We start from the raw sequence: 13441 nt of genomic DNA, 5'->3' as shown, positions 1-13441 counted from the left end.
GCTGATTTTAAGGTAATTTTAAGCATTGGTATTTAATATTACCTGTATGAAATAACTCTCGTGAGGTGATTTCAAGTGAGAACTCTAATAACTTTTCAAGACAAATCAATCCCTGTATATTTTAATCAAGAAAACAAACAACCTGTGCAAAAAACATTAAGATTGCTTAGCAGTGCTCTTGAGCATAAGATCAGTAACGGTAAACGCGCTTTGCAAAAATGTCTGCACTCTTTGATTAGTATTGAAATTGTTGGCGGCGAAGCTATTCTTCATAGCCGCAGTGAAAATGACTCTCTTGCTCTATCGTTATATTGAAGAAGAGTCCAGCAACCTTCGTTTATGTGTTACCATGAAAAAGGAAGCTTCCCTATACAGGACAAGCTTCCTTTTTGACGTGGTTTGGGCATATCCGCACCCTTTTATTTCAGCTTTTCCAACACGTAAGCCGCATCATGTTCTTCTGCAAACTCAGCTTTTCGTATCCGAATGACAAACAGTCTAACTAAATTTTCTCGTGTATGTTCTTCCTGACAGGTATTTATTTTCCTTAAAATAAAGCGGTCAATGGACATAAGTTCCAAGCCCCTTTGCCATGATTTTTACGGAGTACTTCGTCCCGTGTATCCATAAATAACCAGATCAGAAGTTGCCCAAACAGCTTTTTCATTCGATCGAGATTGTTATTTTTATCCGTTGTAAAATGATGCAAAAGCCCGTCCAAATACCGCTCAGACGGGCTTCATGCACCTCCTGTCGCTTCATCGCGAAATGACTCGGATAAATCCCTGACCGCCTCTCTCTATTCATGCATATTCGACTTAGTTCACGCCCGGATACTCCCGGAATTGATGCTGCAGACTGATCCAGCGTGTACGTGTGAATTTATCAATCGCCCAGTCTCCGCCAAAACGACCTATGCCGGACGATTTCTCTCCGCCAAACATGACATGGGCTTCATCATTCACTGATTGATCGTTGACATGTACCATACCCGCTTCAATCTGCCCTGCCACCTTGTACCCACGCTCCAAATTTGCCGTAAAGACAGAGCCACTCAGACCATAAGGAGTATCATTCGCCAGCTCAATAGCATCCTGCTCATCTTTAGCTTTCATAATGATAGCTACTGGTCCGAATAGTTCCTGCTGTACAATCTCCTGTTCGCGTTTGACATCTGCAAGCACGGTTGGCATAAGTACATTCTCCTGATGTGTTCCGCCAAGCACTAATTGTGCCCCTTCCTCTTCAGCCTGCTTTACTAGCTCGAGAAGCCGTTCCACTTCTTTCTTTCGGATTAGGGGCCCTACTAATGTTTTCTCGTCAGTCGGATCACCGGCATGTATACGTTTCGTTTTGTTAACAAAGGATTGAACAAACCGATCGTAAATATCTTCGTGTACGATAATACGGTTTAGCGCCATGCAAATCTGACCCTGATGCAGGAACTTACCGAACACAGCAGCTTGTGCCGCATGCTCAACATCCGCATCATCCAGAACGATCATCGCATTGTTGCCACCGAGTTCCAGTGCGGTTTCTTTGAGATGTTCACCGGCGAGTTTACCAATGCCCTTACCCACTTCTGTAGAACCCGTAAATGAGATTACCTTGGGAATTGGATGTGTGACAAAATAATCCCCAATCTCGCTGCCACTTCCGGCGACTACATTTAATACCCCCTCTGGCAGACCCGCTTGTTCAAACAGATCCGCAATCAGCCAGCCTGCTGTAGTCGGGGTATCCGAAGCGGGTTTAATCACCACACCGTTGCCGAGTGCGATCGCGGGTGCAACGGAACGCAAACATAGATGTAGCGGGAAATTCCATGGTCCAATAACGCCGATAACGCCTTTGGGCTCACGGACTACCCGATTTTCTTTACCCGGCGTATTGGATGGAAGCAATTCGCCTTTCATTCGAAAAGGAAATGAAGCCGATTCATCCACAATACGTCTCGCTGCGGCAAATTCCGCTTCAGCTTTGATGCGTGTGCTACCGGATTCCATAATGAGCAGCTGTATAATCTCATCTTTTCGTTCTTCCATTAAAGACGAGACTTTCCGGAGCACCCCTTCCTTAATGGAAGGTAACGCTGCTCTCCATTCCACCGAACTCTTTTGCGCAGACTGATAAGCCTGATCTATATCCTCTGGACTGGAAGAACGCCAGGTTGCGATCACTTCACCCGTATAAGGATTAATGTTCTCTATCGTTCTCTCGCCTGCGCCTTCCACCCATTTACCTGAAATGAACTGTTTAGTCCACGTTGCCGTTTTATGTTGGTTATCTACTAAAGTCATGACATGCGCCTCCGATCTTCAGATTAGAATGTACAAAAAAAACGATGTCTCATTCATTAACCTGGTTCGAAGTTAGGCAAACCGATAATGCAACCTTAAAAGTGAGCTGGCTTTGTAACAACATGAGTAAAGCAACGTGTGCGCTAAGTCTCAAAAGAAGTTAGATCAGACCAGCCATACGCGATTTCCGCCAGATCTTCATCCCCGATACGAATCGACTGTGTATGAACAGGTATACCGCCCATTTTTTCGTAAAAGCGACATGCCGGGTTCCTTTCCAAAGCCCAAATAATCATACTACCAATCTGGCATGTCTGAAGATGCTGAACCACCCTCTTCACAAGTTGTCTGCCTATTCCAGATTGCTGATGAGACTTCAGCAGATAAATGGCATACAGTTCGCCATCATAGGGTAATTGACCCTCGCGTTCCTTACCTCCACAGGCAAAACCGACAATTTTCCCCTCTTCATCCTCGGCAACGATCAAAATCTGGTCATTTTCGCCAGAGCGTAACTGCTGTTCCCACTGAGCTAGCCGGGATTCTGTAGTCAAAAAATCCAAAACATGATCTGGCACAATTCCGCGGTATGTCGTTTTCCAGCTCTCTGTATGTACGTATGCGATCCCCCGCGCATCCCCCTCACATGCTCGTCTAATTCGCATAGAATCTCCCTCTTCCTCTCTTAAAATGAATTTCTCCACACTCAATGGCCCGATTACCATTCACCACGTTTGCTATATCTATCACGTTTATCATGCCCATCACGTTTCCTAAAATAGAAGAAGAATCCGGCCTATGGCCGGATCGTAACTCGGGTTCCGACGGATACCTTCGAGGACAAATCCAGCACGTCTGAATTATACATGCGAATGCAGCCATGTGATACGGACTTGCCAATCGACGAAGGTTCATTCGTTCCATGAATGCCGTAATGGGGTTTGGACAGACCCATCCAGAGCACACCAAAAGGCCCTCCAGGATTCTCTTGTTTGTTGATAATGGTGAACTCTCCATTTGGAGTACTGGTAAGCATTTTACCTGTCGCTACCGGATAACCTTTCACAACTTGATCTCCATCCAGCAGATACAACATATGGTCAGACAAGTCCACGATGATTCTGTAATTCGGCATCACCATATCCCTCCTGCCTTATTCTATGCAAGACAGATAGGAATGCCCCGCCTCATATCAGTCCTGTTCCCAATCTTTGGCCCGCTGGACATGCTTGGCCTTGCGTGTTTTTACCGGTTTGCTGGAAGCAGTCCGTTTACGCGAAGCCACCTCTTCCTTGCGCCGCTGATACTGCATTTCTTTCTGCATTTTGAGGAAGTTATTCAGCCTCTTCTCATCCAGCTCACCGTTTTCAATGGCTTTTTTAACTGCACAGCCCTCTTCCTTCGTATGACTGCAATCCATAAATCTGCACGTGCCAGACAGCTCCTCAATCTCTCCAAAAGCCTGAGAAAGACCTTCTTCTCCTTCGTCCCAGAGATGAAGTTCACGCATGCCCGGCGTATCGATCAAGACGGCTCCCTGTGGTAATACAAACATCTCCCGGTGCGTCGTTGTATGTCTGCCACGGCTGTCCCCTTCGCGGACGGATTGCGTAATCTGAACCTCCTTGCCCATCATCCAGTTAACGAGTGTGGACTTGCCACTTCCGGAGGAGCCTGTGAGCGCTACGGTTGCCCCTGGTTTCAGATAGGTTTCCAGCATTTCCTTCCCTTGTCCTTCGATTGCCGAGATCGCCAGTACCTCCACGCCCGGTGCAATCCCCTCCACTTCACGGATTCGTCCCTGCACATCATCGCACAGATCACTTTTACTCAGGACGATAACCGGTCTTACTCCCCCGTTCCAAGCCATTAACACATATCTTTCAAGTCTTCTAAGGTTAAAATCATGATTAAGCGCCGCAACGATCAGAAGAGTATCTACGTTTGCTGCAATCAGTTGCTCTTTCGTTACCGGGCCAGCGGCTTGCCTGGATACACGACTCTGACGTGGCAATACATGATGAATAATCACTTCCTCACCCTGTTCTCCTGCCACAGCAACCCAATCGCCAACAGCAGGTGCAAGTCCTGTCTCCAAGCTATCATGACGAAGTTTTCCTGACACTTTGCCCCAACATTCTCCGTCAACTGTGATCAGACGCTGCATATGTCCATGATCCGCGACAATTCGGGCAGGCCGTCTGGATTCCCAGCTCAACTGTTCCTCAGACCATCGTTTCTCCCATGTAGCAGACCAGCCATAATTTTCAATTCCCTTATTTTCCATACGTTGATTTAAAATAAAAATTCCTCCCAGATTGTTTATGTTTCTTCATCTCCGAATACAGATCCAAACAAAAAAACCACGAGGTTGTTCAGACCCGCGGCAATCCATAGTTATCCGAATATAAAGCAGCCTCCACAGCATGTTGAATAACGGTCATCCTATGCCCAATCCGTTATCCCAGCCCTGGAACTCCCCTTATCAGCACAAAAAAAGCCACGGGTACGTCACCCGTGACTTTGTCTGAAGGTCTTATCATCGCTCGCCAAAGTTGGATTTTTCTATCCAGCTATTGCAAAATCGATGTACCTTGATCCGTTCCGGAGACGCTGTTCCTATTCAACTCCACGTATACTGCCGTTAGATTTGTCATGAACATCGCCTCCCTTGTAGAATATGCCATCATGTTACACAGTCTGTCGTGCTTTTGTCAAGCCCATTATTTTTTATTGCTATTCTCTCTCTACTTCACCTGATCCCATCTCGTCCACATTTCCCGCGGATTTAATTCATACACTCCGTCTTCGCGGTACATGAACTGATGCATGATAAACTCCCGGCGAAGGGTAGCAAAATCCTCATGGTATTCCTGAATAAACGTATTGATTTCTTTCTCGCTGTACTTGCGTCCGAACTCCAATTGCTCCACCAGATATTCAAGCACAACCAGCTTTTTCTTGTACTGTGCAGGAATTTGACGAAGCCGGCCATCCTTGGAAAAAAAGTTTCTCATGATGGACGCTTTCAATGTTTCGTTCACATCTGTCATATCAGACTGCTCCTTTCTTTTGAAAATAAAATCAACTGAAGCCTGAGCATGTTCGCGAATGAACGAAGGGTTCAGGGTAAAATAAACCGTATTTTTCTCCCGCCGCTCTTGAATCAGCGCAGCTTCTCTCAGCTTGGCAGCATGATGAGTCACCGTCGGCTGAGACAAGTTAAGGCGCTCCGCGAGCGCTTGTCCATGCAGTTCTCCTTCAGAAAGAAGCAGGAGCATCCGTAGCCGTGTAGGATCAGCCAAGGCTTTGTGATAGGCCACAATTTTCTCAAGCTGCATCAATGTACACCTCACATTAAATTAGATAATCATCTAATTAGATAATAATCTTTATCATTCTGGAAGTCAATTCAATTTATTTTTTGATTTTTCATCACATTGTGTTGCCAGGCAGAACTGGCATTGAAGTGTTATTTACGGTAGGATTATATTGCTTGTAATGAAGGAGGATTAAGAACATGGAAGATGTCATTATTATTGGCGGAGGCCCATGCGGTCTGTCCGCTGCCATTGAATGTGAGCGGGTAGGATTGTCCGCTGTCATTATTGAGAAACACAATATCGTACAATCCATCTATCTCTATCCGACTCATATGCAATTTTTCAGTACAGCGGAGTTGCTGGAGATCGGGAACGTGCCGTTCAGTTCGGCCAATGACAAGCCGTTTCGTTATGAAGCACTTGCCTATTATCGCAAAGTAGCCGAACATTTCGGCCTGCGTATTCATAATTATGAGGAAGCCCGTGAGATCCAGCGTAAGGAAGACGGCACCTTCGAGGTACATACGGTTAATCGGCGTGGAGAAGCCATCGTACATCAGGGACGACATGTCGTTGTGGCTACCGGCTATTTCGATCACCCGAATTACCTCGGCATATCAGGTGAAGACAAGGATAAAGTCACGCATTACTTCCGCGAGGCACACCCGTATACCAATACACGCGTGGCTATCATTGGTGGAAGTAACTCAGCAGTTGACGCCGCCATGGAGCTTGTCCGGGTTGGCGCTCATATTGATATGGTATACCGCGGTACAGGTCTGTCCGAGCATATTAAGCCTTGGGTTCGCCCGTTATTCGAAAGTATGGTGCAGAAAAACCGCATTACGCTTCATCTTGGTTCACGTGTCAATGAAATCCTGGATGATTCCATTCGAATTGTGCATACAGACGGTTCGGAAAGCGAGCTTGAGAATGACTTCGTGCTCGCCATGACCGGCTTCAGACCTGACCGCCATTTGCTTGCTTCCATTGGAGCAGAGATGTCTGAGGATATGGATAAGCCATTATACGATCCACAAACGATGGAAAGCAGTGTGCCAGGCGTTTATGTGGGCGGAGTTATCGCTTCTGGGCGCAATGCCAATGAAGTATTCATTGAGTCAGGCCGCTGGCATGGACGGTACATTGCTGAACATATCATTAGCCAAACAGGACATCGTGGCGGCAAACATCATGCTCAGTCTGAGGAGCAATGAAATCCATGGATATGACCTCCCTCCTGTTGCTTGTGTTCGCAACGCTTGGCATCATTAGCAGTAACACACCTGTAACTGTAGCGATGGTATTCCTGTTACTGCTTCGTGTACTTAATGTCAACCAAGCCTTTCCCTGGCTTGAAAAATACGGGCTCACACTGGGTATTATCATTCTGACAATTGGTGTAATGGCTCCTCTCGCCAGCGGTAAAATGAGCTTGCAGACCATTGGTGAATCGTTTCTGCACTGGAAGTCACTACTCGCCATTGGTGTTGGTTTGCTTGTAGCTTATCTGGGCGGTCGCGGCGCATCGCTGATGAGCACACAGCCAACAGTTGTGGCAGGCCTTTTGATCGGTACAGTTCTTGGCGTTGCCTTGTTCAAAGGTGTACCTGTCGGGCCTTTGATCGCAGCGGGCATCCTGTCCCTGCTTTTAGGTAAATCCTGAACCGTTCGGTACGGTAATCGTGTATGCTTTTGCAAACTGGCTGTATTTCCCACCGCTCTGTGCTATACTTCTATTCATGCAAACCGATACATGAATTTTGCAACAGGGAATGGGCATCTTTCTCACCTTGTCAGATGAACTCATTCAGCACTTCACGACGTTTATCGTCCTCAGGAGGATTCAGGAACCATGTCACGTCCCTTTGTTACCGAAGCCGTGATGGTGGCTATTTACGGTCAATTGCTTGCGCCTCCGGCGCCTGTGGAATATATCGTTCCTTACACCACCATCCTTGAACTATATGAATTTCAGAGCAGTGCTGACCCCATGATGGATAATCCCACAGATGATCAGCATGTTAAAGCCAAGATCAATGAATTAATCTCCTACTTTGAGGAGCCCTTAAATAAGAAAAAGATTGAGCGCGCCCTGGCGGTACCATGGGCAAAAAGCCCGGCCATTCTATTTGGTGATCAGGCCTCCATTACGATTATTAACGCCATGGATACCGCTCAATATGGAGAATATTTTGATCCGATAGAGACAGAGCTTATTCTCACATCCCAACGTCTTGGCATTCCGATTTTGACCGATCAAGTGGAGTTAATCGCCCGGATCATTGAGTCCGAATCACCTGTTCAGGTGTTTGATATCGATGATTTCGATTTTGCAATGGATGATGAACCGCTGGATCAGGTATAACCCCAAGAACATATGTACGAACAAATGCAAAAGACCTCAACTTTCACTTTATAGTGGCAGTCGAGGTCTTTTTGGAGTTTATGCACTTCAGTTTCACATATTACTTAATGCCAGACTGTTCAAGTAGCGTTTGGCTGATGCTGTTCATCGGAGGCAGTGCATTCGGATCAAAAAACTTTAATCCCGCATCGCTGTTTACCCGCGCTTCCACAAGATGATCAAGAATAATTCGAGCCTTAAACAAGGCGATAACATAATACTCCTCATCTCCGTTTGCGTGCACTTGGCGCAACTCCGGCCCAGAGTATAACGATTCAAAGCTCATCGACTCCGTTGTCCAACCGGTTTCTTCCCAAAGTTCACGATGAGCTGCCCCTTCAATCGTTTCCCCGGGGCGCATCTCTCCAACAGGAATTCGCCAATGCCCCTGTTCCGCATGCTGGATGAGCAGTAGCTCACCTTGATCATTCGCAGCCATAATGGCCGCTTTGACTACAATATTTGCACGTTTCGCAATATATTGCCCAATATCCCGTGTCGGCAGATCCACTCCTCATCCCTCCTTTTTAAAAAAAGACGGTGCTCACCTTTCGTTTATGGACTGATGTTTTACTGCACTTCGGTATAACGATATTCAATATCCTGGCCATCCTCTACAACATCTACATGTAACTGATGCCCTTTCAGATACCAGTAATCGTGATCTTCCATAAAAAACTGAATGCCGGAAACTTCCGTTTGATCCGCAGGATGTCTCGGTTTTTCAACGGCAATTCCTAAAGAAAATCCCGGATGAAGACCACCGCCAGAGCTGTAACGGGCAAAAAAGCGGATGCTGTCTCCTTCATTCAAATTCAATTCTTCTTTGTACCAGCGAGCAGCTTGGTCGGATACATGTATGGTACTCATATGATGTCAGCTCCTTTTGTATATATATGTTACATCATATCGCTAGAGCGCCTTGAACACAAACCCTGGAAAACATACGCAGGCATACGATCTTGTGAAAAATGTTTGACAGATTGTAAAAACGGGTGGTAAGATGCAAACATACGAGGTCTACATTGCATTTATTTCCATTAACAAGAAAGGGTGATTACGGTGTTTAACACACATAAGTTGGTTCACATTCACACACAATTAAATACCGGAGTATCCCCGAAATTACTTTTCCGTTCATAAGACAGCGCTTCAGGTGTCTCTTTTTATAAGACCCCTGTCAAGCTCGCTCACAATACCTTATGTACGGCGGCGGCTCTGCTCTCGGAGTCATGCTGCCGTATGAAGATATAAGACATACCGCCTGCGTGCGGTGTGTCTTTTTTTGTGGGTTTTTTATTGGATTGAATACGCTTGAATGGGCCTTAAGAGCGTTAACTGTCATTTTGAACGAAACTTCGCACTTCTTGGACATCGAAAGGAAGGGATAACACTTGTTCTCTGTACTTAAAAACCTGGCCTGGTTCTTCAGGCTGGAGCGCAAAAGATACCTGGTTGGTGTCATTTTGCTCATCCTTGTGGGCATTGCTGAACTGCTGCCCCCGCGCCTTTTGGGGAACGCCATCGACGAGATCGTACGCGGCTCCATTACAAGCGCCTCATTAACGTTTTACATTGCGCTTATTCTTGGGACGGTCATTATTATCTATCTGATTACGTACATATGGATGCACAAATTATTCGGGGGAGCCAATCTCGTTGAACGGTTGCTACGCTCCCGCTTCATGGATCACTTGTTGCGAATGACACCACCCTTTTTCGAAAAGAACAGAACCGGAGATCTCATGGCTCGCGCCACCAATGACCTTCGTTCTATTGCCACAACCGCTGGTTTCGGTATGCTCACGTTAACAGACTCCACAGCTTTTCTCTTAACTGTACTGTTCGCCATGGGTTTCCTCGTCAGCTGGAAGCTGACTTTGGCTGCAATTCTGCCCCTGCCTTTTATCGCCATCGCTATGATGATCTATGGTAAAGCGGTGCATCAACGTTATACGTTGGCACAGGATGCTTTTGGTGATATGAACGATCAGGTGTTAGAGTCCATTGCAGGCATCCGTGTTGTACGCGCGTACGTTCAGGAACGTCTGGACGAGAAACGATTTGCTGATGTCACGGAAGATGTATATCGCAAAAACTTAGCGGTTGCGCGGATGGATGCTTTATTTGAACCAACTATTCGACTATTCGTAGGTCTGAGTTATGTCATTGCACTAGCCTACGGTATTTATCTTGTATTCCACAATGAAATCACCCTGGGAGACCTCGTATCGTTCAACATGTACCTGGGGATGATGATCTGGCCGATGTTTGCCATCGGTGAATTAATTAACCTCATGCAGCGGGGGAGTGCTTCTCTGGATCGGGTGAATGAAACGTTATCCGTAGAGCCTGCTGTTCAGGACAAAGAACATCCTGTTCATATTACGCGGCCGGATGAAATCGTCATGAACGATGTGACATTCCGCTATCCAACCTCTACCGTGGATAACCTGAATCATATCAATGTTACCATTCAACGCGGACAGACACTTGGCGTGGTAGGACGCACGGGAAGTGGTAAATCCACCCTGCTCAAACAATTGCTGCACGAATACCCTGCTGGATCAGGTACGCTCAGCATTTCAGGACATTCCATCGAGGATATTGCGAAGGATGATCTGCACAGCTGGATCGGATACGTTCCTCAGGAACAAGTATTGTTCTCCAAATCGGTTCGTCAGAACATTCAATTCGGTAAGCCGAACGCCTCGGATGACGTCATTATGGAAGCGATTCGCACTGCTGCCTTCGACGGCGATCTCGGAACGTTATCTGACGGTCTCGATACACTCGTAGGTGAAAAAGGAATCGCTTTGTCTGGTGGACAGAAACAGCGGGTATCTCTGGCTCGGGCTTTTATCGCTGATCCGGATATCCTTATTCTTGACGATGCCCTGTCTGCAGTTGACGCTCGCACAGAAGCTAAAATCATTGAAAATATTCGCAACAAACGTGCTGGCAAAACAACACTGATCTCGACACATCGCCTGTCCGCTATCGAACATGCGGATCGGATCATCGTGCTGGAGCACGGTAAAATTACGGAAGAAGGCACTCATCAGGAATTACTCGCCAAAAATGGCTGGTACCGTGAACAATATGAACGGCAACAGGTCGAGTCCAATCTGTCCACGTAGGAGGTAACTCATTTGAAGTCCAATACAGGTAAAAGGTTGCTGGATTACGCCTTGAAAGCCAAAGGTACATTCATCGCTGCCTTGATCATGCTGACGATTGGTGTTGCGGCTGAACTCGCCGGACCCTTTATCGCCAAATCCATGATTGATAATCACTTGCTCGCCATCGAGCAACCATTTTATGAAACTGCTACTTCGCAGGAAGCCGCAGTTTATCAAGGAAAAAACTATAAACGTGAAGGTTTGTTTTCACCAGACGAAACCAAAGGAGCCGAGGTACGCGTACTGCAAGCCGGCAAAAGCTTTTATTTCGTGAGCGAGCCGGTTAGTGCTCCTGACGGCGATCGTTCCTATGCGAACGGAACCTTAACCGTAACTCGCGCAGGTGAAGTTACCGGGCAATACGCGGCTGTGCCGCTGTCTGCTGGTGAACTGTTTGCCTTTTACAAACCCGAGATGCCAAGCATCTATCAATTAATTGTGTATTATCTGATCTTTCTTGTGATTTCAGTTATCATGGAGTTTGGTAAAACCTTCTGGCTACAATCCTCTGCCAACAAGGTCATTCAGCGCCTTCGTAACGATGTGTATGCGCACATTCAGCGGTTGCCCGTGAACTTTTTTGATAACCTGCCCGCAGGTAAGGTCGTTTCCAGGGTCACCAACGACACCGAGGCCGTTAAGGATCTGTTTGTGGCGGTTCTTTCCAACTTTTTCTCAGGTATCATTACGATCACTGGGGTTTATATCGCCCTCTTCTTGCTTGATGTACGTCTGGGTCTGATTTCATTATTCGTTGTACCGATGCTCATTGCGTGGATTGTGCTCTATCGCAAATTCGCCACCCGTTATAATACGATCATTCGCTCGCGACTAAGTGAGATTAATGCGATCATTAACGAATCCATTCAGGGCATGTCCATCATTCGTGTGTTCCGTCGCCAGAAGCAAACCCGGCAGGAATTCGAAGAACTGAATGAAGATTATATGAAACATCAAAACAAAATGCTCAATCTCAATGCCTTTACCTCTCATAACCTGGTGAATGTGTTGCGGAACATCGCCTTTGCGGTTGTACTGTGGTACTTCGGAGCAGGTGCAATCACAGGCACAAGTATTATTTCACTTGGTGTACTGTATGCCTTTGTTGATGTTCTCGGTCGGCTGTTCCAGCCGATTATCGGTATGGTTAACCAGCTTGCGAACCTGGACTCCTCCCTTGTCTCCGCCGGCCGTGTATTTGAGCTGATGGATGAAAAAGGAGAACCGGTTACAGACGGGTCGATGCCGAGATACAAAGGTAATGTTGTCTTCGACGATGTGTCGTTCGCTTATAAAAAGGATTACGTGCTGAATAACATTTCGTTCAAAGCTTCGCAAGGTCAGACCGTAGCACTCGTGGGTCACACCGGTTCCGGTAAAAGCTCGATCATCAATCTACTGTTCCGGTTCTATGATCCGCAAAAAGGCAAAATCACGATTGACGGACAGAACGTTAAGGAATTGCCAAAGCAGTGGATTCGTGAGCATATGGGGATCGTACTGCAAGACCCCTATCTCTTCACAGGCACGATTGCTTCCAATGTCAGTCTGGGTGATGAAAAAATATCCCGGGCACGCATTGAGCAGGCATTGCGCGATGTAGGTGCGGAACGTATTTTGGCGCATCTGCCGCAAGGCTTTGACGAGCCCGTAGTTGAGAAAGGCAGTACACTGTCTGCCGGACAGCGGCAGTTGATTTCTTTTGCACGAGCACTCGCCTTCGATCCGGCAATCCTGATTCTGGACGAAGCCACCGCCAACATTGATACGGAAACGGAAGCTTTGATCCAGAACGCGCTGGAAGTCCTCAAAAAAGGACGTACTACTTTCATCATTGCTCACCGTCTGTCAACCATTCGCTCCGCAGATCAGATTCTCGTGTTGCATCGCGGAAAAATTGTAGAGCAAGGGCCTCATGATGAGTTGATGGAGCTGAAAGGCCGATACTATCAGATGTATCAATTGCAGCAAGGGGCTCAAGGCGAAGCCATCGCCGACGGCTCGGCTCGTTCAGCAGATACCTTCAGCACAGCTGCGGCATCACTCGCCGGAGGAAATGTGTAACCTTCTTTTCTTCCACTATCATTTAGCAAAACATATTTCGTGAACAAGGACATCCGTCAAACATTAAACCAACACATAAAACCCGTTCTGTACAGTAGGCTCTTGGTTACTGACAGAACGGGTTTTATTATTGTTCTATGGACTGTATCTTCAATTTAAGTTCGC

14 protein-coding genes are annotated in these 13441 nt (G+C 46.7%); 6 read left to right on the top strand and 8 right to left on the bottom strand.

Annotation, left to right across the window (positions count from 1 at the left end):
• Positions 1-75 precede the first annotated feature (75 nt).
• Positions 76-315: a hypothetical protein gene (locus FS818_RS04215; RefSeq protein ID WP_090921063.1), complete on the top strand. Its 240-nt coding sequence runs from the start codon at positions 76-78 to the stop codon at positions 313-315.
• 232 nt (positions 316-547) lie between these two features.
• Here FS818_RS04215 and FS818_RS28685 read toward each other — a convergent pair whose 3' ends face one another.
• From FS818_RS28685 to FS818_RS04190, 6 genes are all read right to left on the bottom strand, one after another.
• On the bottom strand, positions 548-709 hold the full coding sequence (locus FS818_RS28685) for a hypothetical protein (RefSeq protein ID WP_186375401.1): 162 nt from the start codon (positions 707-709) through the stop codon (positions 548-550).
• A gap of 109 nt (positions 710-818) precedes the next feature.
• Entirely contained in the window at positions 819-2300 is a 1482-nt protein-coding gene (locus tag FS818_RS04210) for an aldehyde dehydrogenase family protein (RefSeq protein ID WP_145329903.1), read from the bottom strand.
• A gap of 143 nt (positions 2301-2443) precedes the next feature.
• Positions 2444-2965 carry a GNAT family N-acetyltransferase gene (locus FS818_RS04205; RefSeq protein ID WP_145329902.1) on the bottom strand — a complete coding sequence of 174 codons (522 nt, stop codon included), beginning with the start codon at positions 2963-2965 and terminating at the stop codon, positions 2444-2446.
• Between the two features lie 131 nt (positions 2966-3096).
• Complete coding sequence (locus FS818_RS04200) at positions 3097-3435, bottom strand: L,D-transpeptidase (protein WP_145329901.1); 339 nt, start codon at positions 3433-3435, stop codon at positions 3097-3099.
• Between the two features lie 57 nt (positions 3436-3492).
• Positions 3493-4587 carry a ribosome small subunit-dependent GTPase A gene (gene rsgA, locus FS818_RS04195; protein WP_145329899.1) on the bottom strand — a complete coding sequence of 365 codons (1095 nt, stop codon included), beginning with the start codon at positions 4585-4587 and terminating at the stop codon, positions 3493-3495.
• Positions 4588-5047: 460 nt separating this feature from the next.
• Complete coding sequence (locus tag FS818_RS04190) at positions 5048-5641, bottom strand: DUF2087 domain-containing protein (RefSeq protein ID WP_145329897.1); 594 nt, start codon at positions 5639-5641, stop codon at positions 5048-5050.
• 179 nt (positions 5642-5820) lie between these two features.
• Here FS818_RS04190 and FS818_RS04185 point away from each other — a divergent pair, with 179 nt between their 5' ends.
• The 3 genes from FS818_RS04185 to FS818_RS04175 all read left to right on the top strand — a co-directional run bounded on the left by FS818_RS04185 (position 5821) and on the right by FS818_RS04175 (position 7991).
• Positions 5821-6840, top strand: a complete 1020-nt coding sequence (locus FS818_RS04185; RefSeq protein ID WP_145329895.1) for a YpdA family putative bacillithiol disulfide reductase — start codon at positions 5821-5823, stop codon at positions 6838-6840.
• A gap of 5 nt (positions 6841-6845) precedes the next feature.
• Positions 6846-7289: a DUF441 domain-containing protein gene (locus FS818_RS04180; protein WP_145329893.1), complete on the top strand. Its 444-nt coding sequence runs from the start codon at positions 6846-6848 to the stop codon at positions 7287-7289.
• Between the two features lie 189 nt (positions 7290-7478).
• On the top strand, positions 7479-7991 hold the full coding sequence (locus FS818_RS04175) for an ADP-heptose synthase (protein ID WP_145329891.1): 513 nt from the start codon (positions 7479-7481) through the stop codon (positions 7989-7991).
• A 100-nt stretch (positions 7992-8091) separates the two neighbouring features.
• On the opposite strand, the gene FS818_RS04170 is transcribed toward FS818_RS04175, so the two are convergent.
• Both FS818_RS04170 and FS818_RS04165 read right to left on the bottom strand, forming a co-directional pair.
• Complete coding sequence (locus FS818_RS04170) at positions 8092-8541, bottom strand: NUDIX domain-containing protein (RefSeq protein ID WP_145329889.1); 450 nt, start codon at positions 8539-8541, stop codon at positions 8092-8094.
• A 59-nt stretch (positions 8542-8600) separates the two neighbouring features.
• A complete protein-coding gene (locus FS818_RS04165) occupies positions 8601-8900 on the bottom strand; it encodes a HesB/YadR/YfhF family protein (RefSeq protein ID WP_145329887.1) in 300 nt (99 codons plus the stop codon).
• A gap of 524 nt (positions 8901-9424) precedes the next feature.
• Between FS818_RS04165 and FS818_RS04160 the strand changes: the two genes are divergently transcribed.
• A complete protein-coding gene (locus FS818_RS04160) occupies positions 9425-11170 on the top strand; it encodes an ABC transporter ATP-binding protein (RefSeq protein ID WP_145329885.1) in 1746 nt (581 codons plus the stop codon).
• Positions 11171-11182: 12 nt separating this feature from the next.
• A complete protein-coding gene (locus FS818_RS04155; RefSeq protein ID WP_145329883.1) occupies positions 11183-13276 on the top strand; it encodes an ABC transporter ATP-binding protein in 2094 nt (697 codons plus the stop codon).
• Positions 13277-13441 lie beyond the last annotated feature (165 nt).

Origin of the sequence: Paenibacillus xylanexedens (assembly GCF_007680605.1) — a bacterium.
GTDB classification, from domain to species: Bacteria; Bacillota; Bacilli; order Paenibacillales; family Paenibacillaceae; genus Paenibacillus; species Paenibacillus xylanexedens_B.
Note: the sequence above shows the minus strand (reverse complement) of the source record. Positions and strands in the feature narration are given on the sequence as shown.